The sequence below is a fragment of the Rhodococcus sp. SORGH_AS_0303 genome (assembly GCF_030819335.1).
Classification (GTDB): Bacteria; Actinomycetota; Actinomycetes; order Mycobacteriales; family Mycobacteriaceae; genus Rhodococcoides.
The window spans coordinates 931,124-957,805 of record NZ_JAUTBO010000001.1 but is presented as its reverse complement, the minus strand read 5'-3'; the positions used below and the strand labels follow the sequence as shown (position 1 = coordinate 957,805).

Below are 26,682 nucleotides of genomic sequence, written 5' to 3'. Positions count from 1 at the left end.
GGGCGGGACGGCGCTGGTCGCGTCGTCCCGCCCGCCGGTCCGGCGTCGTCAGCCCCCGATGGCCCGGCGGATCACCGGGACGATGACGTCCCACGCGGCGTCGGTGGTCATCGACCAGTGCGTCACGGGCACCGAGTACGCGTCGACGACATCGGCGTAGGGGATCCAGCTGTCGGCGAACACGCGGCCGGTCGGATCGTCCGCCGCAGCCGCGAAGAACAGCAGCGTCCCGTCGAAGTAGGGCGACTCGTGCTGTTCCATGAGCACACCGTTGTGCGCAGCACCCCGCAGCATCAGCTCGACCGTGCGTTCGTCGAGGACATCCGCGACAGCCGGTGCGGACGCGATCATGCGAGCGGCCTCCTCGAAGCTGCCGAGGGGCACGTCCGGGACGCCCTCGGTGCTCACGCCCAGAGCGCCGAGGAGCTCGGCCAGAGACAGTGAGTTCTCCTCGCCGCTCGCCTCGGTCGGTGCAGGACCGCCACGGGAATCGAGGATCGCCACCAGCTCGACGGTCTCCCCTGCCTCGCGCAGCATGCTCGCCACCGTCTGGGCGACGGTGCCACCGAACGACCACCCGAGTAACCGGTACGGGCCCTCCGACTGCACGGTGCGGATCTCCGCCAGGTAGCGCTCGGCGACCGCCGTGATCGACTCCTCCAGGGTGTCGTCCCCGGACAGGGCCGGCGTCTGGATGCCGTAGATCGGGATCTCCGGGCTCAATCGCGACGCCAGACCGGTGAAGCTCCACGCCAACCCGACGATCGGATGGAAGCAGAACAGCGGCGCCTGGCTGCCCGTGGTGCGGATGGGCAGGAGCACGCCGAGCGCGTCCTTGTCGTCCCCGACCGATCCCGCCTCGACCTTCGCCGCGAGCGTCGCCGGCGTGGGCGAGGTGAAGATCCACTGCAACGGAACGTCGCGTTCGATGGCCTCGGACGCCCTGGCAGTACTCAGCAACTTGGTCGCACTCAGCGAGTTGCCGCCGAGCTCGAAGAAGTTGTCGTCCACGCCGACCCGATCGACGCCCAGTACCGACGCGAAGGCCTCGGCGAACGCGGCCTCGATCGGGGTGGAGGGCGCCCGGTACTCCCGCTGGGCCGCCATCTCGGGGCTGGGCAGCGACTTGCGATCCATCTTGCCGCTGGCTCCGAGTGGGATGGCGTCGATGACGACGATCCGGCTCGGCACCATGTACGACGGCAGTCTGGTTCCCGCGAACTCCTCGAGCGCGGCGAGATCGACCGTCGAGCCCTCCTGTGGGACGACGTAGCCGATCAGGGCGGGGCTGCCGCCGAAGCGCTTGACCGCGGCCGCGGCCACGGTCACGCCGTCGAACGAGGCGAGAACCTTCTCGACCTCGCCGAGCTCGATGCGGAAGCCGCGGACCTTCACCTGATCGTCGGTACGGCCGATGTACTCGATGTCGCCGGCTGTGGTCCACCGGACGGCGTCACCCGTGCGGTACATCCGGCCGGGCTCGAAGGGGTTGGCAACGAATCGGTCCGCGGTGAGTTCGGTCCGGCCGAAGTATCCCCATGCCAGCTGGTCGCCGGCCAGGTACAGCTCGCCCACGACACCGTCCGGGACCGGACGCAGGGCACCGTCGAGCACGTAGACGCTGGTGTTCGCGGCCGGACGCCCGATGGGGATCGACGACGAGGTACCGGTGTACGCGCCCGAGAAACGGGTGACGGTGACGGCGGCCTCGGTCGGGCCGTAGAGGTTGTCCACCTGCGCGTCGCTGATCCGGCCGAACGCGTCGACACTGTCTCTCGGCAGCGCCTCGCCGGCGCAGAGCACGGCACGCACCGACGCCACGTCGGCGGCCTCGGCCACCGTGAGGAAGGCGACGAACGGGGACGGCACGAACACCGCGACGGTGACGTTCCGCGTGCGGATCAGATCCGCGATGTAGAGCGAATCGCTCTGCCCGCCCGGCTTGGCCAGCACCACCGTGGCGCCCGCGGTCAGCGGCCACCACAGCTCCCACACGGACACGTCGAACGTGACCGGCGTCTTCTGGATCACCGCGTCCGCCGTGGACAGCGAGTACTCCCGCGTCATCCAGGCCAGCTGGTTCGCGACGGCGGAATGACCCACCGCGACGCCCTTCGGCTTGCCCGTCGATCCCGACGTGTAGATGACGTACATCAGGTCGTCGCCCGTGATGGGCCTGGTGCGCTCCTCCTCGCGGATCGGTCCGAGGGCGAACTCGTCCAGATCCAACGTGTCCACGTCGACGCGTGAGCATCCCGTCTCGTCCAGATCCAGGACCACCGGGGAGACCGTCAGGACGCCGCGCGGACGCGCGTTCGCCAACACGTACCTGGTGCGCTCCGGCGGATGCTCGAGGTCGATCGGCAGGTACGCCGCCCCGGACCGCACGATCGCGTGCAGGGCGATCATCATGTCGAACGATCGCGGAATCGCGACCGCCACGAGGTCTCCCGGTCCGACGGAGTGGGCGATCAGATAGCGGGCGAGCGCCTGTACCCGCTCGTCGAACTCGCGGTACGTGAGCGAGACGTCGCCCGCCACGATCGCGGTGTCGTCCGGTGACGCCGAGAACTGACGGTCGAGCATCTCGGTGACCGTCGGCGGCACTCCCGCCATCTCGGTGCGGTTGCGCTCGACCACCACGACGGACCGCTCGTCGTCGCTCATGATCTCGATGTCGCGGACCCGAGTGTCGGGCGCGAAGGCGACCGACTCGAGCACGCGCAGCAGACGATCGGCGAAGCTCTGCACGGTCGCCTCGTCGAAGAGCGACGTCGCGTAGGTGAACGCCATCTCCAGACCGCGTCCGTACTCGGAGTTCTCGTGTCCCTCGGCGACGACCAGATGCAGGTCGTACTGCGAGATCTCGGAGCCCGGTTCGAGCGCCGCGACCTCCAGGCCGGAGAGCGTGGCCTGTACCGGTGCGAGGTTCTGGAACGAGAAGCCCACCTGGAAGAGCGGGTTGAAGGCGGTCGACCGTTCCGGGTCCACCGTCTCGACCACGTTCTCGAACGGCACGTCCGCGTTGGCGAAGGCGCCGAGATCGACCGCCGACGCACTGCGCACCAGATCGACGAACGACAGGTCGGGATCGACGTCCAGTCGCAGCGCGAGCGTGTTCACGAACATGCCGACGAGGTGATCGAGCGCCTCGTCGCCGCGACCGGCGATCGGGGTGCCGACGACGACGTCGCGGGTGTTGCCGAGCTTGGAGAGCAACACCGAGAAGGCCGCGTGCACACCCATGAACAGCGTCGCCCGCGATCCTCGGCACACCTCCTGCAACGCGTCCATGACGCGCGCCGGGACGAAGAACCCGATCTCGTGTCCGCTCATGGACTGGACCTCGGGACGAGGTCGGTCGAAGGGCAGTTCGATGGGCCCGTCCAGCCCGGCCATCGACTCCTTCCAGTACGAGAGCTGTTCGGCGAGAACGGAATCCGGATTGTCCACGGCCCCGAGAACGTCGCGCTGCCACAACGTGTAGTCCGCGTACTGCACCTCGAGCGGACTCCACACGGGTGCGTTGCCCTCGGACCGGGATCCGTACGCGATCATCACGTCACGTGCGAGCGGAGCGACGGAGAAACCGTCCGCCGAGATGTGGTGCATGACGATCATCAGCACGTGGCTGTCCGCGCCGGTCTCGAGCAGGAGACCGCGCACCGGCACACCCGCGGTGACGTCGAACCCGCGGGCGACGAACGACACCAGTCGCCCGCGCACGCGGTCCTCGGCCACGGAGTCCCGTTCGAAGTCGAGGGTGAGCTCGGCCGCCGGAACGATCTTCTGGAACGGTCCGAGTTCGTCCTGCGGGTAGTACGTGCGCAGGCTCTCGTGCCGGGCGACGACGTCCTGCACCGCACGCACGAGCGCGTCGACGTCGAGCGGCCCGGTGAGTCGCACGGCCAGCGGCACGTTGTAGGCCGGCGAGACGGTGTCGAACTGGTTCAGGAACCACATGCGCTGCTGCGCGAGCGACAGCGGGATGCGGTCCGGCCGTTCCCTGGCGACCAGCGGCGCGCGGGTGTCGGACGTCGCCGATTCCACCCTCGCGGCGAACCCGGCGACATCCGCGGTCTCGAACATCTCGCGAATGCCGACGGAGGTTCCGAGGCGCGCGTTGATCCGCGCGATGACCCGCGTGGCCGACAGCGAGTTGCCGCCGAGTTCGAAGAAGTTGTCGTCGACGCCGACACGCTGAACCCCGAGGACGGAGGCGAACGCGTCCGCGACCGCTTCCTCGACGGGAGTGGAGGGTGCGCGGTACTCACGGGTGACCGACGCGTCGACCGCGGGGAGCAGTCGGCGATCGAGCTTGCCGTTGACGCTGAGCGGCAGCTCGTCGATGACGACGATCCGCGCCGGAACCATGTACGCGGGGACCAGTCCTCGCATGGTCTCCCGGACGGCGTCGACGTCGACCGTGCTGCCGGCCTCGGGCACGGCGTAGCCGATGAGGACGTCGCCGCCGGCGATGCGCTTGACCGCGGCCGCGGCTGCGGACACACCGTCGGCCGACGTGAGGGCGGACTCGACCTCGCCGAGCTCGATGCGGAAACCACGCACCTTCACCTGGTCGTCGGTCCGCGCCACGAACTCCAGTTCGGGTCCGTCGGCGCCGGCGCTCCAGCGCACGGCGTCGCCGGTCCGGTACAGGCGGCCCTCGCCGAACGGGTGGGCGACGAAGCGCTCCGACGTCAGACCCGGCCGACGGTGGTAGCCGCGGGCGAGCTGCACGCCGGACAGGTAGAGCTCTCCCATGACGCCCTGCGGCACCGGTCGCAACCGGTCGTCGAGCACGTACACACGCACGTTCGCCTCGGGTGCGCCGATGGGCACGACACCCGACTCGGCCGCCGTGATGCGGTGGGCGGTCGCCGAGACCGCGGCCTCGGTCGGCCCGTACAGGTTGATCACGGGCGCGTCGGACAGGCGTGCGAACGCGGTGACCACGTCGCGCGGCAGCGCCTCGCCGATGCAGACGACGGCACGCAGCGCGGCGACGTCGTCGCGGGTCGCGACGGCCGTGAACGCACCGAGCAGTGACGGCACGAAGTCGGCCACCGTGACGCGCTCGTCGCGCATGAGGCGCGCGAGATACACCGGATCGCGGTTGCCCTCGGCGTTCGCCACGACGAGCCGGGCGCCCGTGGTGAGGGGCCACCAGAGTTCCCAGACCGAGAGATCGAAGGTCGAGGGCGTCTTCTGCACCATCGCGTCGTCGACCGTGAGGGCGAACTCCGACTGCATCCACCAGATCTGGTTCGCGACGGCACGGTGCGGCAGGGCCACGCCCTTCGGCCTGCCGGTCGACCCGGAGGTGTAGATGACGTACGCGATGTCACCTGGGAGGAGTGTGCGGCTGCGTTCGGCATCGGTGACCGGATCGGACGGGTACGTCGAGAGGTCGACCGAGGACAGATCGATCTGCACGAGGTCGCTCGACACGGCGAGCCCGTCGGGTCCGGTGATCACGAGTGACGGCCCGGCGTCCGCGAGCACGTACTCGGTGCGGTCCGCCGGGTGATCCGGATCGATCGGCAGGTACGCGGCGCCGGTCTGCACGACGGCGTACAGCGCGACGATCGAGTCGAGCGACCGCGGAACCGCGACGGCGACGAGATCGCCGGTGCCCACTCCCGACGCCATCAGGTGGCGAGCGGAGCGAGCGACACGGGCGCCGAGTTCGGCGTACGTCAGGGACTCGCCCTCAAACGTGACGGCGACCGCGTCCGGGGTGGCCGCGACCTGCGACGTGAACATCGCGGAGAGCAGCGTCGGCGCACCGTCGCGGTCGGTGGCGTTGACCGAGTCGATCAGCGTGCGCTGTTCGGCGTCGGACAGGACGTCGACGGCGCGCACCGGCACCGTCGGATCGTCCGTCACCGTGTCGAGAACGCGCAGCAGCCGCTCCACGAGCTGGTCTGCGGTACTGCGATCGAACAGCGCCGTCGAGAACGTCAACGCGCAGTCGAGCGCACTGGTGACACCGTCGCCACCTTCCTCCGCACCCACGAGCAACTGCAGATCGAACTGCGCCGCGCCGGTCTCGACGCCGAGGTCGGAGATCTCGAGACCGGGCAGGGTCAGCGAGATCTGCTCGAGATTCTGGAACGAGAAGCCGACCTGGAACAGCGGGTGGTACGCCGTCGACCGCTCGGGGTTGATCGCCTCGACGAGACGCTCGAACGGGACGTCGGCGTTGCCGAATGCCGCGAGATCGCGGCCGCGCGCCTGCTCGACGAGATCGGCGAACGTGCTGTCGGGGTCGACGTCGAGCCGCAGGCCCAGCGTGTTCGCGAACTGGCCGATCATCTGGTCGAGCTCCTGCTCGCCGCGGCCGGCGATGGGGGTGCCGACCACGATGTCGCGCGATCCCGACAGCTTCGACAAGGTCACCGCGAACGCGGCGTGCATCGCCATGAACAGCGTCGAACGCGACGCCGCGGCGACACGGTTCAGAGCGGACGCACTGTCGGCGGAGATGGTGAAGCGCACCGACTCGCCCTCCATGGCCTGGATCTCCGGGCGCGGGCGATCGAACGGCAGCTCGATCGGTCCCTCGATGCCCGCCAGTGCGGTACGCCAGAACTCGACCTGCCGGGCGAGCACGGACTCGGGGTCCGACTCGTCTCCCAGCACCTCGAGCTGCCACAGGGTGTAGTCCGCGTACTGCACCGGCAGCGGCGCCCACACCGGAGCGTTGCCGGCGATGCGGGACGAGTACGCCACCATGACGTCGCGGGCGAGGGGCCCGAGCGAGAACCCGTCCGACGACACGTGGTGGATGACGAACGCCAGGATCTGCTCCGACGGTCCGGTCCGGTAGATCGCCGCTCGCACGGGCACCTCGGTCGTGACGTCGAACCCGCGAGTCACGAAGCCGTAGAGGCGTGCGCGGACGTCCGCCTCGTCGACGTCGTCGACCGTGAGCGACAGCCCCGTGCGGTCGATCGGCAGCACCACCTGGTGCGGGCCGTTCTCGCCCTCGGGGTAGACCGTGCGCAACACCTCGTGCCGCCCGACGACGTCCACGACCGCCTGCTCGAGTGCCGCGACGTCGAGATCGCCGGTGAGCTTGATGGCGAGCGGGATGTTGTAGGCCGCAGACGACGCGTCGAACCGGTTGAGGAACCACATGCGCTGCTGAGCGAGCGACAGCGGGATCTCGTCCGGGCGCTCGCGGGGAGCGAGCGGTACGCGGGTGCCGTACTCCACCGCACGCTCGGCGCGCAGGGCGAGACCGGCCGCGGTGGGCGCCTCGAAGATCTCCCGGATCCCGACGCGGGCGTTCAGTGCGGCGTTGACGCGGGCGATCACCTGCGTCGCCGACAGCGAGTTGCCGCCGAGCTCGAAGAAGTTGTCGTCCACGCCGACGCGCGGCACGCCGAGCACCGAGGCGATGGCTCCCGCCACCACTTCCTCCACCGGCGTCGACGGCGCGCGGTAGGTCGAGGCGGTGTCCACGCCGACCTGCGGCAGACGACGTCGGTCGAGCTTGCCGTTGACGCTCAACGGCAGTTCGTCGATCACGACGACGCGCTGCGGAACCATGTAGGACGGCAGCTGTTCCGCCGCCGCGGCCCGTACGGCGTCGACGTCCACGGTCGTGTCCGGACGGGCGACGACGTAGCCGACGAGGGTGTCTCCACCGCGTCCCGAGGACACGGCGGCGGCGGCCGCGGCCACCGACTCGTGGGACACGAGCACGCTCTCGATCTCGCCGAGCTCGATGCGGAACCCGCGGATCTTGACCTGGGTGTCCGTGCGATCGAGGAACACCAGTGCGCCGTCGGCGTTCCATCGCACGGCGTCACCGGTGCGGTAGAGCCGAGACCCGTTCTCGCCGAACGGATCCGCCACGAAGCGGTCGCTCGTCAGATCCGGGCGACCGACGTAGCCGAGTGCGAGCTGGACGCCGCCGAGATAGAGCTCTCCCCCGACGCCGGCCGGGACCGGACGCAGCCGGTCGTCGAGAACGTAGACGCGCACGTTCGCCTCGGGGGTACCGATGGGCACGGCTCCGGTCGCGCCGCGCACCGTGCGGTGGGCGGTCACGGAGACGGCGGCCTCGGTCGGTCCGTAGAGGTTGTCGAGCGGCGCGTCGGACAGTGCCTCGAACGCCCGGACGACGTCACGCGGGAGCGCCTCGCCGATGCACAGGACGGCGCGCAGGGACACGAGGTCCTCCCGCGACGCGACGGCGCAGAACGCACCGAGCAACGACGGCACGAAGTCGGCGACGGTGACGTGTTCCTCGCGCATCAGACGAGCGAGGTACGACGGGTCGCGGTTGCCCTCGGGCGACGCCAGCACGAGACGCGCGCCGGCGGTCAGCGGCCACCACAGTTCCCACACGGACAGGTCGAACGTCGCGGGCGTCTTCTGCACCATCGCGTCGGTCGCCGTGAGCCGGTACTCGTTCTGGATCCACGTCATCTGATTGGCGACGGCGCGATGCGGAAGGGCCACGCCCTTGGGACGACCTGTCGATCCCGACGTGTAGATGACGTAGGCGCGGTCCTGCGGCAGCAGGGGCCGACTGCGATCGATGTCGGTGATGGGCGAGCCGTCGAAGAGCGACACGTCGACGGTCGCCAGATCCACCGTCGGGATCGTGGTCTCGACGGACAGCGGGGTGCCGGCGATGACGACGACCGACGGGGACGCGCTGTCGAGGACGTATTCGGTGCGTTCGGCAGGGTGGTCGAGGTCGATCGGCAGATAGCCGGCACCCGCCGCGACGACGCCGTACATCGCGACCATCGCGTCGATCGAGCGCGGGATGGCCACGGCGACGAGGTCACCGGTCCGCACGCCCTCACCGATGAGGAACCGGGCGAGACGGGACACCCTCTCGGAGAACTCACCGTAGGTGATCGAGTCGTCGAGATATGTCAGTGCCGTGGTGTCGGGCGCCGCCGCGACGCGCGCGGCGAACATGTCCGTGAGGAGCTCGGGCACGCCGGCCACCGCGGTGTCGTTGCGCGTGAGAAGGATGTCGCGGCGCTCCTCGGGCGACAGGACGTCCACGGCGGCGATGCGGTCCTCGGGCCGCGCGGTGACGGCGTCGAGCACGCGCAGGAAGCGGTCGACGAAGACCTGTGCCGTGGACTCGTCGAAGAGCGACGTGGCGAAGGTGAGCATCGCGATCTGTCCTGCGGCGGCGTCCTCGCTGACGATGAGGTGCAGGTCGAACTGCGACACGTCGAAGTCGAAGCCCGCGTCGGAGACCGTGAGGTCGGGGAGTTCGAACCGGACGGGCGAGAGGTTCTGGAACGAGAAGCCCACCTGGAACAACGGGTGGTACGCCGTGGAGCGCACGGGGTTCAGTGCCTCGACCAGCTGCTCGAAGGGCACGTCGGCGTTGCCGAAGGCCGCGAGATCGGACTCGCGAACCGCGTCCACGAGGGCGCCGAACGTGAGGTCCGGGTCCACGTCGACGCGGAGTGCCAGCGTGTTCACGAACATGCCGACCATGTCGTCGAGCTCCGGCTCGCCGCGACCGGCGATCGGGGTGCCGACGGCGATGTCGCGACTCCCGCTGAGTGCGGACAGGGTGACGGACCAGGCGGCGTGCATCGCCATGAACAGCGTCGCGCGGCGCTCCTGCGCGATGCGGGTGAGCGCGGCGGTGATGTCCGCGGAGATCTCGAAGCGGATCGACTTGCCCTGCAACGACTGCACCGCGGGGCGGGGGCGGTCGGTGGGCAGCGGCAGCGCGTCGCCGAGGCCGGCGAGACGGGTCCGCCAGTACGCGACCTGCCGCGAGACGACGGAGGTGTCGTCGTCCAGCGATCCCAGGACGGTCCGCTGCCACAGCGCGAAGTCGGCGTACTGCACCGGGAGCGGCGTCCAGCCGGGAGCCTCGCCGCGGACGCGGGCGGTGTAGGCCACCATGACGTCACGGGCCAACGGGCCCTGCGAGAAGCCGTCGGACGACACGTGGTGGATCACGATGCCGAGCACGTGCGCGGGGGCGTCTCCCGCCGCGTCCGTCACCTGCAGCAGGAGTCCGCGGACGGGCACCTCCGCGGTGACGTCGAAGCCGCCGGAGACGAAGGTGAACAGCCGTGCGGCGATGTTCTCCTCGGTGACGTCCTCGACCGCGAGGTCGAGCGGCACGTCGCGAGTGGGGAGAACCACCTGGGTCGGGCCGTCCGGAGTCTGCGGGTAGACCGTGCGCAGCGACTCGTGGCGGTCGAGGACGTCCCGGACGGCGAGCGTCAGTGCGTCGAGATCGAGGCGACCCTCGAGGCGGATGGCCAGCGGCACGTTGTAGGCGGGCGACGACGTGTCGAACTGGTTGAGGAACCACATGCGCGACTGCGCGAGCGAGAGTGGCACGTGAGCAGGACGTTCGACGGGCACCAGCGGTGCACGGGTGTCCGACGTCGACGCCGACTCGGCGCGCGCCGCGAACGTCGCGACGTCGGCCGACTCGAACATCTCACGGATGCCGATGCGGGTGTTCAGCCGGGCGTTGACCCGCGCCACCACCTGCGTCGCCGACAGCGAGTTGCCACCGAGCTCGAAGAAGTTGTCGTCCATGCCGACTCGCTCGACACCGAGCACCGCGGCGTACGCGGCGGCGACGATCTCCTCGACCGGGGTGGACGGCGCGCGGTACTCCCGCGCCACGTCCAGATCGATCGAGGGCAATCGGCGACGGTCGAGCTTGCCGTTGACGCTCAGCGGCAACTCCTCGATCACCACGATGCGCGCGGGAACCATGTAGCCCGGAACCGCTTCGGCCGCAGCGGATCGCACCGCGTCGACGTCGAGGGTGACGTCCTTCTCGGGCACCACGTAGCCCACCAGCAGCTCGCCGCCGGCGGTACGGGCGACGGTGGCGGCCGATGCGGCGACACCGTCGGCGGTGGTCAGCGCGGCCTCGACCTCGCCGAGTTCGATACGGAAACCGCGCACCTTGACCTGGTCGTCGGTGCGGGCGACGAACTCGAGAACCCGTGCGTCACCGCGGGTGACCCAGCGGACCGCGTCACCCGTGCGGTAGAGCCTGCCGGACCCGAACGGATCGGCGACGAAGCGCTCCGCCGTCAGGGTGGTGTTGCCGAAGTAGCCGAGCGCCAGCTGATCGCCCGCGAGGTAGAGCTCACCCGCGACACCGACGGGTACCGGCCGCAGTCGCGAATCGAGAACGTAGACCTGCACGTTCGCCTCGGGTCCACCGATGGACACCGGACCCGTCTCGTCGGACGCGATGTGGTGCACGGTGACCGAGACCGCAGCCTCCGTCGGTCCGTAGAGGTTCACCACCGGAGCGTCGGACAGTCGACCGAACGCGGTGACCACATCGCGCGGCAGCGCCTCGCCGATGCACAGGACCGCTCGCAGTGACGCGACGTCCTCGGCCGTCGCCACCGAGGCGAACGCACCGAGGAGCGACGGCACGAAGTCGGCGACGGTGACGTTCTGCTCGCGCATCAGTCGCGCGAGTTCGGCGGGGTCCCGGTTCGCCTCGGGCGAACCGATCACCAACCGGGCGCCCGCGGTCAGCGGCCACCACAGCTCCCACACCGACAGGTCGAACGTGGACGGTGTCTTCTGCACCATCGCGTCGTCTGCCGTGAGTTCGAACTCGTTCTGGATCCACCAGAGCTGGTTCGCCACAGCGCGATGCGGCAGCGCGACGCCCTTGGGACGTCCGGTCGACCCCGAGGTGTAGATGACGTACACGGGGTCCTCGGCCGACAGCGGGCGGCTGCGCTCGTCGTCGGTGACGGGAGCGTCGGAGAAGTCCGAGAGCTCCGCCGTGAGCACGTCGATCGTCGGGACGTCCGAGGGCGCCGACAGAGCTCGACCGCCCAGCAGGATCAGCGACGGCCGGGCATCACCCAGCACGTACTCCGTGCGCTCGGCCGGGTGGTCGAGGTCGATCGGCAGGTAGGCCGCACCGGCCTGGACCACCGCGTACATCGCGACCATCGACTCGGTCGACCGCGGCATCGCCACGGCGACGAGATCACCGGTCCGCACGCCGTCGGCGAGCAACCTGCGCGCCAGCCGTGCGACGCGAGAGCCGAACTCGCCGTACGTGAGTGAGACGTCACCCTCGGTCAGGGCCGCGACGTCGGGACGCTCGGTGACCCGATCGGCGAACATTCGCGCGACGGAGGTGGGCGCACCCGCGACACGAGTGTCGTTGGTGTCCACCAGGATCGACCGACGCTCGTCCGCGCTCAGGACGTCCGCGGTGTGCACCGGCGCGTCCGGACGGGCGATCAGCGCGTCGACCACGCGGGAGAAGCGTTCGGTGAACGACTCGGCCGTGGCACGGTCGAACAGCGCCTCGGCGAAGGTGAGCACCGACTGCAGCGAGCCGTCCTCGGCTCCCTCACTGACGATGAGGTGCAGATCGAACTGCGAGACCGCGGCCTCGAGCCCGACGTCCCCGACGGTGAGGTCGGGGAGCTCGAACGTCACCGGCGCGAGGTTCTGGAACGAGAAGCCCACCTGGAAGATCGGGTGGTACGCGGTCGACCGACGCGGGTCGACGGCCTCGACGAGCTGCTCGAACGGCACATCGGCGTGACCGAACGCGGCCAGGTCGGCCGCGCGGGCGGCCGCGACCAGATCGGCGAACGACGCATCCGGATCGACGTCGAGACGCAGTGCCAGCGTGTTGACGAACATGCCGACCATGTCGTCGAGTTCGCGCTCGCCACGTCCGGCGATCGGGGTTCCGACGGCGATGTCGCGCGAGCCCGACAGGGCACCGAGCAGCACGGACCACGCCGCGTGCACGGCCATGAACAGCGTGCCCTGACGCGACGCGGCGACGGCGCGCAGTCCGGCCGTCTGCTCGGGGGTCAGCGCGAACTGCACCGAGTGGCCGAGCATGGACTGAACCGCCGGGCGCGGCCTGTCGGTGGGCAGCTCGATCGGATCGTCCAGACCGGCGAGCTGCTGCTTCCAGTACGCGATCTGCTGGGCGGTCAACGACTCCGGGTCGCTCTCCGATCCCAGCACCTCGCGCTGCCACAGCGCGTAGTCGGCGTACTGCACGGGCAGGGGTGCCCACTCCGGGATCGCTCCGGCGACGCGCGCCGAGTAGGCGACCATGACGTCGCGTGCCAGCGGGCCGAGCGAGAATCCGTCAGCGGAGATGTGGTGCACGACGATGGACAGCACGTACTCCGCCGCGTCGCCGGCCGGGTCGACGACCTCGAGCAGCAGACCGCGCACGGGCACGGCGGCCGTGACGTCGAACCCGGACGCGATGAACTCGAACAACGCGCCGGGCACACCGGCGGTCTCGACCGGTCGTGGCGCCAGGTCGAGGGGAACGTCGTCCACACCCAGGATGACCTGGTAGGGACCCTCTTCCGACCCGGGGTACACCGTGCGCAGCGTCTCGTGCCGGGCGAGGACGTCGCGGACGGCCTCCTCCAGCGCGGCGACGTCGAGCGTGCCGGTGAGGCGCACCGCCAGCGGGATGTTGTACGCGGGCGAGCTGGTGTCGAACTGGTTGAGGAACCACATGCGGCGCTGTGCGAGCGACAGCGGCACCGGATCGGGCCGCTCCCCCGCGACGAGCGCGGGGCGACGACCGACTCCACCCGAGAGTGCGCGCGCCGCGAGTTCGCCCACGGTCGACGCGTCGAAGATGTCGCGCACGCCGATGTGGGTGTCCAGTGCCGCGTTGATGCGCGCGACGGCCTGGGTGGCCACGAGCGAGTTGCCGCCGAGATCGAAGAAGCTGTCGTCGACACCGACCCGCTCCACGCCGAGAAGATCGGCGAACACCTCGGCGACGGCCTGATCCTCGGGCGTCTCGGGGGCGCGGTACTCGGCCTGCTGCCGCACCAGGGTGGGCTCCGGCAGCGCGGCACGGTCGAGCTTGCCGACCGGGTTCAGCGGCACGGAGGTGAGCGGCATGATCACCGCGGGCACCATGTGCGCGGGCAGGCTCTCCTTGACGGAGGCGTGCACGGCCGCGACGTCCAGGGTCGCGCCCGCCTCGAGCAGGGACGCCACCGGCAGGACGTAGGACACGAGGTCGGTGACGCCACCGACGGATCGGTGGCCGACCGTCACGGCGAAGTCCACGTCCGGGTGCGCCGCGAGAGCGGCGTCGATCTCGCCGAGCTCGATGCGCTGGCCCCGGATCTTGACCTGGAAGTCGCTGCGGCCGATGTACTCGACGGTGCCGGCCTCGGTCCAGCGGACCACGTCGCCGGTGCGGTAAAGACGGCTCCCCGCGGGACCGTACGGATCGGCGACGAAGCGCTCGGAGGTGAGCGTCGGGCGGCCGAAGTAGCCGCGCGCGACACCCGGTCCTCCGGCGTAGAGCTCACCGGGAACGCCGACGGGCACGGGCCGCAGTCGGCCGTCCAGCACGTACTCGCGAGTGCCCTTGCTGGGACCGCCCACCGTGATCGGATCGCCTGCGGAGAGGGGCACCGACGCGTTGATCATGATCGTCGTCTCGGCGGGTCCGTACCCGTTGACGACGGTGCGGCCGGACGTCGCCCACGCCGCCATCAGATCCGGCGGAAGAGCTTCGCCGACGGGCATGACGGCGCGCACGGACGGCACCGCGTCCGGTTCGACGGTCGCCAGCGCGGACGGCGTGATCACCATGTGGGTGACACCCTCGTCGGTGACGAAGCGCGCCAGATCGGGTCCGCCGTAGAACCCGGCGGGCGCCGGTGCCAGCGGCACGGCATTGCCGGCGGCCAGCAGGATCTCGAAGATCGACGCGTCGAAGCTCGTCGACGCCACGGCCAGGACGATCGACGCGTGGTCGATACCCAGCGAGTCCGTCTGTGCGGCCACCAGATTGGCGAGACCGGTGTGCGGGACGACGACACCCTTGGGGCGACCGGTCGATCCGGACGTGTAGATCATGTACGCCGCGTTGCTCATGCGTACTGTGCCGAGACGCTCACCGTCGGTGAGGCGCTCGGGCGAGCGGGAGTCGACGTCGGCCGCGAACTGCTCGTCGTCGAGGACGAGCCACCGCAGCCCGTCGACGTCGGCGGGGCGGTCGGCGACCGTCGTGATGCCGAGCGCCGCCGTCGAGTCGTGCACCATGTAGTCGATGCGCTCGGCAGGGTGTGCCGGGTCGACGGGCACCACGTAACCGCCCGCCTTGGCGACCGCCCAGACGCAGAGCACGAACTCGGGCGACCGCGGAACCGCCACGGCCACCACGACGTCCGGTCCGACACCCGCGTCGACGAGGACGCGCGCGAGGCGCGTGGCACGAGCGTCGAGCTCCTCGTACGTCCACTGCACCGATCCCTGGCGGACGGCGAGTCTGCTGGGAGCGTGATCCGCGGCGTCCTCGAGGATCCGGACGAGCGTGCGCTCGTCGACGTCGGCGGATCCGCGGCGCGACAGCAGGTCGGTGCGCTCGTCGGCGAGCAGCGTCTCGATGCGGCCGACGGGTGCACCCGGTGACGTGGCGAACGCCGCGAACACGGCCTGCAGGCGACTGCCCAGTGCGGACACGTACTCGTCGGAGAACAGGTCGCGCAGGTAGCGCAGCGTCATGCGGATCTGCGTGTCCGCGAACGTGACCACGTTGATCGGGTAGTGCGTCGCGTCGAGCACCTGAGCGCCGGTGACGGCCATGCCGTCGATGGACGCGGCGGCCTTCAGGCCCTCCTCGTCCACCGGGTAGGACTCGAGAACGGTGATCGAGTCGAACACCGCGCCCGGGCCGACAGCGGTGGTGATGTCCGCCAGCCCCAGGTAGTGGTGGTCGAGCAACGCCGTCTGCTCCTCCTGCAACCGGAGCAGGAAGGACTCGATGCTGTCGGACTCGTCGATGCGCACGCGGACGGGCAGCGTGTTGATGAACAGGCCGACCATGGTCTCGACGCCCTCGAGGTCGGCGGGGCGACCGGAGACCGTCCCACCGAACGCGACGTCGTCGCGGCCCAGCTGGCGCGCGAGCACGAGGCCCCACGCCGCCTGCACGATCGTGCTGAGCGTGACACCGAGACGCGACCCCAGATCGGTCAGCTCGGACGTGACCTTCTCGTCCATGACGACCTCGACCCGACCCGTGTCGGTCGAGACCCCGGACGTGTCGGTGATGCCCGACAACAGTGTCGGCTCTTCCGCCCCGGCGAAAGCCGTGGTCCACGCCTTGACCGAGACGGCGCGGTCGCGGACCGACAGCCACTCCAGGAAGGAACGGTAGGACCGGACCTCGGGAAGCAGCGACGCATCTCCGCGCAGCGCGTACAGCGTGAGGAGATCCTTGAGCACCAGCGGCATCGACCATCCGTCGATGACGATGTGGTGCGCCATGAACGACAGCGTGACCGCGTCGTCGGCGGTGCGGATCATCCGGAAGCGCACCAGCGGCGCGCTGTCCATCGCGAACCGGCGGTCCCGCTCGGTCTCGAGCTCGACGCGCAGGTCGCCCTCGATGTCGTCGTGGCCGCGCAGGTCGACGTCGACCCACGGGACCTCGGCGGAACTCGGAACCAGTTGCACCGCACGACCGTCCGCGGTGGTGCGGAACGAGGTCCGCAGCCCGTCGTAGCGCGCGAGCAGCGCACCGGCCGCGGCGACGAACCGGTCCCGGTCGACGTCGCCGGTCAGGTCCATCACGACCTGCATGACGTAGACGTCGGGAGCGCCGGCCGGCTGCATCGACGAGTGGAACAGCAGACCCGCCTGCAGCGGAGCAAGGGACCAGACGTCCTCGAGATGGGACCCGGCATCGGACATCTCGTTCTCGAAGACCTCGATGTCCTTCTGCGACAACGGCACCAGCGGTACGTCCGACGGCGTGAGGCCGCCGGCATCGCCGCTCCCGACGTGCTGAGCGAGCGCCGTGAGTGCCTCGACCCAGTAGGTGCCGAGCGCGGACACGTCCTCCGACGACAGGATGCCGCGGGGGAAGGCGAACGTGGCACCGAGCTGCTCGTCCGCGAGGACTGCGTTGATGTCGAGCACGGCGATCGCCGGCATGTCGGCATCGAGAGGCACGTCCGCGAGGGTGGTGATGTCGGACGACGGGAGGAAGCCCAGACCCTCCGCACCCTCGGGCAGCTCGCCCGCGGACAGGCGGCCCAGGTAGTTGAAGCTGATCTGGCCGACGGATCGCGCGAGAACCGAGCGTCCCGTCTCGTCGAGGTAGCGCAGCATGCCGTAGCCCATACCGCGATCGGGCACCGCGAGCAGCTGTTCCTTGACGGCCTTGACAGCTCGGCCGGCCGCGGCGCCACCGGCGAACGCGTCGTCGAGGTCGACGTCGGTGAGGTCGAGCAGCACGGGGAAGATCGACGTGAACCAGCCGACGGTCCGCGACAGATCCGCGAGTCCGGCGTCGCCGAGCACGTCCTCCTCGCGGCCGTGGCCCTCGAGGCGCAGCAGCAACGACGACGTCTCGGTGCCGCGCTCACGGCGCCACTTCGCCACGGCCAGAGCCAGTGCGGACAACAGTCCGTCGTTCACGCCGCCCCGGAACACCTGCGGCAGAGCGGTGACGACGGCGGTCGTGACGTCCGCCGGGACGGTGACGCGCACCTTGTCGAGCGTGGCCTGCACGTCGACGGCGGGGTCGAGATCGCGGTCGCCGAGCAGCACGTCCTCGGACCGCACGACGGAACTCCAGAACGGCAGTTCCGAGCGACGGGACGGCGCCTGGTCCACGAGCGCGTGCGCCCAGGTACGCATCGACGTGCCCACCGGTTGCAGAGTCGGCTCGGTCCCGGAGGACACGCCGAACCACGCGGTGACCAGGTCCGGCACGATGATGCGCCACGAGACACCGTCGACGGCGAGGTGATGGCCGGCGACGACGAGGTGGCCGCCGGTCGACGGCCCCCGGTCCAGCCAGACGAACTGCACGAGACGACCCTCGGCCGTCGACAGGCGATCCAGCGCCGAGTCGAGTGCCGTGCGAGCCACCTTCTCGAGGTCGTCGCCCGTGACGTCGGCATCGACGTCGACTCGGGTGAGAAGCGACGCGGCGTCCACCGAACCCGGTGCCGCGGTGACGATCTCGAAGCCGTCGTCGAGCGACCCGGTGAGGCGCGCGCGGAACATGTCGTGACGGTCCAGCACGGCCTGCAGTGTCGCGGTGATACCGGCCTCGTCGATACCTGTCGGCAGGTCCAGTACGACGCTCTGCGAGAAGCGCTCGTAGGCACCGCCGCGGCGGGTCATGAAGTGCTCCACCGGGGTCAGCGGACGCGATCCGACGCCGCCACCCTCGAGCTCGGGCAGCATGCGGACGGCGTTCTCCCCCGACGACACGACGGCCGCCAGGGCAGCCACCGTGCGGCGCTCGAAGACGTCACGCGGGCTGAGGGAGAGTCCGGCGGCGCGGGCGCGGGAGACAAGCTGAATGGAGACGATGCTGTCTCCGCCGAGTGCGAAGAAGTCGTCGTCCGCGCCGACCCGATCGACGCCGAGCACGTCGGCGAAGACCGCTGCCAGCGCGCGTTCGGTCTCGGTGGCGGGTTCGCGGTACGTGTCTGTGTCGGTACCGAACTCGGGCATCGGCAGAGCCCGTCGGTCGACCTTGCCCGTGGCACCCAGCGGCACCTTGTCCATGACGACCACGGCGGACGGGACCATGTGCGCGGGAAGTGATTCCGCTGCCCACTCGGTGACGTCCGACTCACGCAGCAACGATCCCGCGGTCAGCGTGACGTAGGTGACCAGCACCTTGGACCCCGCTGCCGTGGTGAACGGCGTGGTCAGCGCGAACTGCACCTCGGGGTGCGAGGACACGACGGCGTCGATCTCGCCGGGCTCGATGCGGAACCCGCGGATCTTGATCTGCGAGTCGCCACGACCCACGTACTCGAGTTCGAGGTCACCCGTCTCGGGGCGGCGCCACCAGCGCACGACGTCGCCCGTGCGGTACATGCGAGCACCGGGCTCGCCGTACGGATCGGCGATGAACCGCTCGGAGGACAGTGCGCGACGCTCGTGATAGTGCTGCGCCACACCGGGGCCCGCGGTGTAGAGGTCGCCGGGAACACCGACGGGGACGGGGTTGAGCCGAGCGTCGAGGACCATGGCGCGACCGCCGCGGATCGGGCCACCGAACGGCATCGGGCCACCCGGCACCATCGGCTTGCCGATGTGCGAGACGATCGTGGTCTCGGTCGGTCCGTACACGTTGAGCATGCGGCGACCCGGCGCGAACCTGGTGACCAGGTCCTGCGAGTACGCCTCGCCGCCGACCGAGATGGTCTGCAACGCTTCGAGACCCGAGTGGTCCACCGAGGCCAGCGCGGCCGGGGTGATGAACGCGTGCGTCACCGCGTGACGGCGCAGGAACTGCGCCAGCTCCTCACCGCCGTACACGGTGGTGGGAACGATGACCAGCGCGGCGGCAGCGGGAACCGCGAGCAGCAGCTCCAGCAGTGATGCATCGAAGCTCGGCGACGCGAAGTGCATGACCCGCGAGTCGCTCTCGACGCGGTACTGCTCGCGCTGGGAGACCCCGAGCTGGTTGAGACCACGATGGGACACCGAGACGCCCTTGGGCAGACCGGTGGAACCGGAGGTGTAGATGATGTACGCGCGGTCGGCCGGCGTGACGGCCGACCGGCGGTCGGCGTCGGTGATCGGATCCGCCGACGCGGCCGAGACCTGTGCCCGGATCTCGTCGGAATCGACGACGAGCCAGTCGATCTCGTCGGGCAGGGACGCCCGGTGCACGCCGAGCGTCAGGCCGACACGGACGCCCGAGTCGATCACCATGTGCTCGATGCGATCGGCCGGGTAGTTGGGGTCGATCGGGACGAAGGCCGCACCCGTACGGGTCACCGCCCACATCAACGCGACCGACTCCGCGGAGCGCGGGACGGACAGCGCCACGGCGGATCCGGCTCCGATGCCCCGGTCGATGAGCACGCGGGCGAGTCGAGCCGAGAACTCGCCGAGTTCGCGGTAGGACGCCGACGTCCCGTCGAACAGGACCGCGGAGTCGAAGACCAGTGCCGGGCCGTCGGGGTTGCTCTCGACGGCATCGACGAGGAGGTCGCCGAGCGTCCGCTCCGCCACAGCGTCGTCCCCGGTGACGGGTGCCAACGACGCCGCCTCCTCGGAGTCGAGCAGTGGGATGTCGCCGACGGCGCGGTCGGGCGTCTCGATCGCCGCGGCCAGCACGCGCTCGAAGCGCTCGCAGAACAGCGTGACGGTCTCCGCATCGAACAGGTCGGTCGAGAACGTCACCTCCATCGTCATGCCCGCGGCCTGTACGTCGCCCGACCGGCCTCCGGCCTGCCCGCCGTCCTCCACCGTCTCGGTGATCTCGATGGACAGGTCGAACTTCGCGGAGTGAATGCCGGCGTCGTACCGGGCGACCTCGAGGCCACCGAGCTCGAACGTCGTGCGCTCGAGGTTCTGGAACGCCAACGCCACCTGGAAGAGCGGGTTGTGCGATGTCGAGCGCTCCGGAGCGAGGACCTCGACGAGCCGCTCGAAGGGGATGTCCGCGTTGCCGAAGGCGCCGAGGTCCACGGTCTTCGTCTCGGCGAGCAGCTCGGTGAACGTGGCGTGCGGGGAGACCTGCGTGCGCAGCACGAGGGTGTTGACGAACATGCCGACGAGGTCGTCGAGCGCTTCCTCGCCGCGACCGGCGATGGGGGCACCGACGGCGATGTCGGTGGTGTTCGACAGTCGGGCCAGTACGACGGCGAGCGCACTGTGCACGACCATGAAGAGGCTCGCGTCGTGGGCGCGTGCGAAGTCTGCCGCGCGAGTGTGGATCTCGGCATCGATCGTGTGGTGGACCGCGGACCCGGCCCCGGTGGACACCGCGGGACGCGGGCGGTCCGACGGGAGCGTGAGCACCTCCGGCAGGTCGTCGAGCTGCGTCACCCAGTACGACTCCTGCTGCGACGCCAGCGATTCCGGGTCGGACTCGGAGCCCAGCATCTCGCGCTGCCACAGGGAGAAGTCGGCGTACTGCACGGTCAGCGGACGCAGCGGGCCGTTCTCGGACCACGCCGGCGTGCCGGCCTGACGTGCCGCGTAGGCGGTCATGACGTCGCGGGCGAGCGGGCCCATCGAGAATCCGTCGGCACTGACGTGGTGCACGACGAACGCCAGCACGGCCTCGGTGTCCGACGTCCGCAGCAGTGCGCCGCGCAGCGGCACCTCCGCGGTGACGTCGAAACCGGAGGTCACCATGTCGAGGACGCGCGCCTGCACGTCGTCCGCGGCGACCTCGGTCACGGCGAATTGTCCGGCGACCCGGTCGGCGGGCAGGATCACCTGGTACGGCGTGCCGTCCACCTGCGGGTAGAGAGTACGCAGAGACTCGTGGCGCTCGAGCACGTCGCCGACGGCCGCGCGCAGCACGCCCACGTCGAGCGCACCGCGCAGCGTGATGACGAGCGGGATGTTGTAGGCCGCCGACTCGGTGTCGAACTGGTTGACGAACCACATGCGGGACTGCGCGAGCGACAGCGGAATTCGCTCCGGGCGCTCCCTCGGCGCCAGGACGGGCCGGGTACGGCCGGTGTGTGCCGCGGCGTCGATCCGGGCGGCGAGCGCGGCCACCGTGGGCTTCTCGAACAGATCGCGGACGCCGATGGAGCTGGACAGCGCCTCGTTGACCCGCGCGACGGCGCGCATGCCGACCAGCGAGTTGCCGCCGAGCTCGAAGAACGAGTCGTCGATGCCGACGCGCGGGGCATCGAGCAGTGCGGAGAAGACGTCCGCGACGACCTTCTCGGACACCGTCTCCGGAGCCCGGTACTCCCGCGGTCCGGACACGTCCACGGGCTCGGGCAGAGCGCGGCGGTCGAGCTTGCCGCTGGGGCTGAGCGGGATCTCGTCGAGCACCGTCAGGTGTGACGGCACCATGTACGCGGGGACGCGCTCGGCGACCAGGTCGAGGACACTCGCCAGTTCCGGTGCGCGCCCGGCCTCCGGCACGATGTACGCCACCAGAGCTTCGCCGGTGCGCTCGTCGGAGTGCACGATGGCCACGGCGCGGGCCACGTCCGGGTGCGCGGTGAGAGCGGACTCGATCTCGCCGAGCTCGATGCGCAGACCACGGAGCTTGACCTGGAAGTCGGTGCGGCCGAGGAACTCCAGCTCACCGGACGCGGTGACCGAGACGAGGTCGCCGGTCCGGTACATCCGCTCACCGGTCGTGCGGGGATCGGCGACGAAGCGATCGGCGGTGAGGTCGGGCCGACCGAAGTACCCACGAGCCAGCTGCGCGCCCGTGAGATAGAGCTCTCCCGGGACACCGACCGGAACGTCGTGCAGACGCGAGTCCAGCACGCGCGCACCGGTGTTGCGGATCGGGCGACCGATGGGCACGGTACGGACGTCGGCGTCGGTGGTCCGGTGCAGCGTGGACGTGACCGTCGCCTCGGTGGGGCCGTACGTGTTGTCGAGCTCGGCGGCCGACGAGGCCGCGAACCGACGCACCAGATCGGCGGACAACGCCTCGCCGCCCACCGACAGGTAGCGCAGCGATCCCGGCAGGGCCAGACCGGCATCGGACATGAAGAGCTCGAGCATGGACGGCACGAACTCGAGGATCGCGATGCCGTGCGAGCGCGCCTGGTCGAGCAGGTACTGCACGTCGAGGTGGCCGTCCGGACGCGCGACGACGAGGGTGGCTCCGAGCTGCAAGGGCAGGAAGAGTTCCCACACCGACGCGTCGAACGTCACCGGCGTCTTCTGCAGCATCGTGTCGCCGACCGTGAGGTCGTACGTCTCGTGCATCCAGAGCATCTGGTTCAGGACGGAGCGGTGCGAGACCGCCACGCCCTTGGGGCGGCCGGTCGAGCCCGATGTGTAGATGATGTAGGCGATGTTGGACGGCACGAGCGTGCCCGTCCGCTCCGCGTCCGTCAGCGGCTCCGCGGACACGTCGGCGAGATCGACCGTGTCGACGTCGATCACGTTGTGGTGCGCGGGCAGGTCCCGGTGATCGCGCGTGGTGGTCAGCACGACGACGGGTGCGGCGCTGGACAGGACGTACTCGGTGCGCTCGTGCGGGTGGTCCGGATCCACCGGCACGTAGGCGCCACCGGCCTCGAGCACCGCGTAGATCCCGATCATCATCTCGAGCGAGCGGCGCATGCCGACGGCCACGCGGGCGTCGGGACCGACCCCCAGTGCGACGAGGTGCCGTGCCAACAGGTTCACCCGCGTGGAGAACTCGGCATACGTGAGAGAGGTCCCCTCGTACACGAGCGCGGTCCGACTCGGATCCTGTGCGGCGCCGCGGCGGAACGCGTCGACGAGGGTCTCGGCGGGCAGCGGAGCGTCGATGCCGCGCAGCGCGGCGAGCTGCGTCTGCTCACCGGAGGTGGTCAGCGGGAGATCGCCGACGGCGGTGGAGGAATCGGCCACGACGGCGGCGAGGATGCCGACGTAGCGTTCCGCGATGGTGCGTGCGGTGGGTTCGTCGAACAGATCCGTGGCGTACAGCAGCGATCCGTCGATGGGACCGGGCGACCCGTCGGGGTTCACCTGCTCCATGAGCGTCAGCGTCAGGTCGAGCTTCGCGACCGGCACGTCCGAGTCGAGGAGACCGATGGTGACGTCGGGCAGCTCGATCTCGGTGCGTTCGAAGTTCTGCAGCATGAGCAGTACCTGGAACAGCGGCGCGTAGGCGAGCGAGCGCTGGGGTCGCAGGATCTCGACCAGCCGGTCCAGCGGCAGGTCCGAGTTGCCCAGTGCATCGAGGTCCGCGGTGCGGGTGCGGAGCAGGAAGTCCTCGAACGACTCCCCCGGCTCCAGATGCGATCGCAGGACCAGCGTGTTGCCGAACATGCCGACGAGCGGATCGAGCGCCTGCTCGCCGCGGCCCGCGATCTGCGTGCCGACGGACACGTCGTCGGTCGCGGCCATGCGCGAGAGCAGCACGGCCAGGGCGGCGTGCACCACCATGAACAGCGTCGAGTTGGTGCGTCGCGCGAGGTCGTTCAGACCCTCGACGACGTCCGACTCGAGTCGGAACGGCACCGTCGCACCGCGGGACGACGGCTGCGCCGGTCGCGGCCGGTCGGTGGGGAGTTCGATGACCTCGGGAGTGCCGGCGAGGGCGCGCGTCCAGAAGTCGATCTGCTTGGCGCTCAACGACTCCGGGTCGCTCTCGTCGCCGAGGAGCTCACGGTGCCACATCGCGTAGTCCGCGTACTGCACCTCGAGCTCGGGCAGCTCGGGAGCCGCACCGGCGCTGCGCGCCACGTAGGCCGTGGTGAGGTCGCGCACCAGCGGGGCGAGCGATCCACCGTCACTGGCGATGTGGTGCATGACCACGGCGAGGACGTAGTCCTGGTCCGCGATCTGGAACAGCTTGGCACGGAAGGGCACCGAGGACGACACGTCGAAGCCGTCGAGCACCACCGGGGTCAGTCGCTCGTACACCGAGCTCTCGTCGATCCGCTCCGGATCGAGCACCACCGACACCGACGACGCGGGCTCGATGCGCTGCACCGGACCGCTGTCGGTCTGCGGGTAGACGGTGCGCAGCGTCTCGTGCCGCGTGATGAGATCCTCGAACGCGTGGCCGAGCGCCTCGAGATCCAGCGCACCCGTCATCCGCAGCACGACAGGCTGGTTGTACGCGGGCGACGTCACGTCGTACTGGTTGGTGAGCCACATCCGCTGCTGGGCGTAGGACAGCGGCAGGTCACCCGAGCGATCACGACGCACGAGCGGCGGCCGCTCCGGGGCACCGAGCGAGAGATCCACCCGCGCAGCGAGATCCGCGACGGAGGTCGCCTCGAACACGTCCCGCACCGCGATGCGGGACTGCGCCGCCTGATTGATCCGGGCGACCACCTGCGTCGCGAGCAGCGAGTTGCCACCGAGTTCGAAGAAGGTGTCGTCCAGACCCACGCGCTCGGCCGACAACAGGTCCGCCAGCACCTCGGACACCGTGATCTCGGTCCGGGTCTCGGGAGCCCGGTACTCCTTCGTCGACGTGCCGATGGTCGGCTGCGGCAGCGCCGCGCGATCGAGCTTGCCGACGGGTGTGAGGGGCACGGCGTCGATGACGATGATCTCGGACGGCACCATGTACGCGGTGAGGCTCCGGCCGACGAAGGCCGTGACGTCGTCGACGTCGATCTCGTGGCCCGGCTCGGGCTGCACGTAGGCCACGAGCACCGTCGAGCCGTCGGGCAGCTGATGACCGGCCGCCGCGGCGAAGCGGACGTCCGGGTGCGCCGTCAGGGCGGCGTCGATCTCGCCGAGTTCGATGCGGAACCCGCGGACCTTCACCTGGAAGTCGGAGCGGCCCAGGTAGTCGACCGCGCCGCCGCTGCGCACGCGGGCGAGGTCACCGGTGCGGTACACGCGCGAGCCGGGTTCACCGAAGGGGTCCGCGACGAAACGCTCCGCGGTGAGCGACGGCCGACCGTGATACCCGCGGGCCAGACCGGGGCCGGCCGCGTACAGCTCACCGGCGACACCGGCCGGGACGTCGCGCAGGCGGCCGTCGAGCACGGGCGTGCGGAAGTCGCGGATCGCGCCGCCGATGGAGACGGGCGCGTCCGGGAACAGCTCCGCGCAGTTGGTCATGATGGTGGCCTCGGTCGGACCGAAGCCGTTGAACATGCGGCGGGTGTCGGTCACGAAGCGGGACACCAGTTCCGGCGGGCACGCCTCACCGGCGGTGACCACGACCCGCAGGTCGGGCAACTCCGACGGCGTGACCGAGGCCAGCACGGACGGGGTGATGACGGCATGGGTCACCCGCTGCTCGCGCAGCAGAGCCGTCAGATCGTCGCCACCGAAGACGTCGGGCGGCGAGACGACCATCGTCGCTCCGGACCCCACGGCCATGAGCAGTTCGAAGACCGAGGCGTCGAAGCTCGGGGACGCGACGGCGAGGGTGCGGGCGGACGCGTCGATACCGAAGCGCTCACGCTGCTCGGCGACCAGGCTCGAGAGGCCGGCGTGCGTCACCTCGACGCCCTTGGGTCGACCCGTCGATCCGGACGTGTAGATCATGTAGGCCGTGTTCGCGGGGCCGAGCACCCGCACGCGATCGGCGTAGGTGACCGGCTCGGCGGACCGTGCGTCGACGGCGGCGTCCAGGTCGGCGTCGCCCAGGACGAGCCAGCTGGGGCCTACTCCCTCCGGCAGGGTCTCGCGGTGCTCCGTGGTGGTGATCCCGAGGGTGGCCCCCGAATCGGTGAGCATGTACTCGATGCGGTCCGCGGGGTACTTCGGATCGACCGGCACGTATGCCGCACCGGTCTTGGCGACCGCCCAGATCGACAGGATCGACTCGGCGGACCGCGTGACGGCCAGCGCCACCACGTCCTCGGCGCCGATGCCGCGCGCGATCAGCTCGCGCGCCAGCTTCGACGACGCCGCGTCGAGCTCGCGGTAGGTCCACTCGGTGGTCGCGCCGGACTCGTCGCGGAACACGAGAGCCACACCGTCGGCGTTCGCCTCCACGGCGGCCGCGAGGATCTGCGGCAGGGTGGCCGCGCGAGGACGCTGCCGGCGACGCGGGCGTTCCCTGGTCGGACGCTCGCGGCGGGGTGCCCCCGCGCGTCCCGGACGTTCCGCCCGCGACCGGTCCTCGTTCGAGGTCTCGTCGGGAGTGCCATCCGTCATCGTCGTGCTCCTCGTGAATCGATACCGAGCCTCGCCCGTGGTTGCCCACCGACGATCCCGCTGCGTACTCGCGACACTCCCCGCGGATGCGCGCACGCGTGCTTCATGGGGCGTCGCCCCATCTGA

Annotated in this window: 1 protein-coding gene; it reads right to left on the bottom strand. The window is 70.2% G+C overall.

The features are described from left to right. Positions 1 to 48: 48 nt before the first annotated feature. Positions 49 to 26,556 carry a non-ribosomal peptide synthase/polyketide synthase gene (locus QE449_RS04495; protein ID WP_307108293.1) on the bottom strand — a complete coding sequence of 8,836 codons (26,508 nt, stop codon included), beginning with the start codon at positions 26,554 to 26,556 and terminating at the stop codon, positions 49 to 51. Positions 26,557 to 26,682 lie beyond the last annotated feature (126 nt).

Bases quoted from the DNA above. Each gene is read 5' to 3' on its own strand.
- QE449_RS04495 (WP_307108293.1), bottom strand. From the start codon at position 26,556: ATGACGGATGGCACTCCCGACGAGACCTCGAACGAGGACCGGTCGCGG.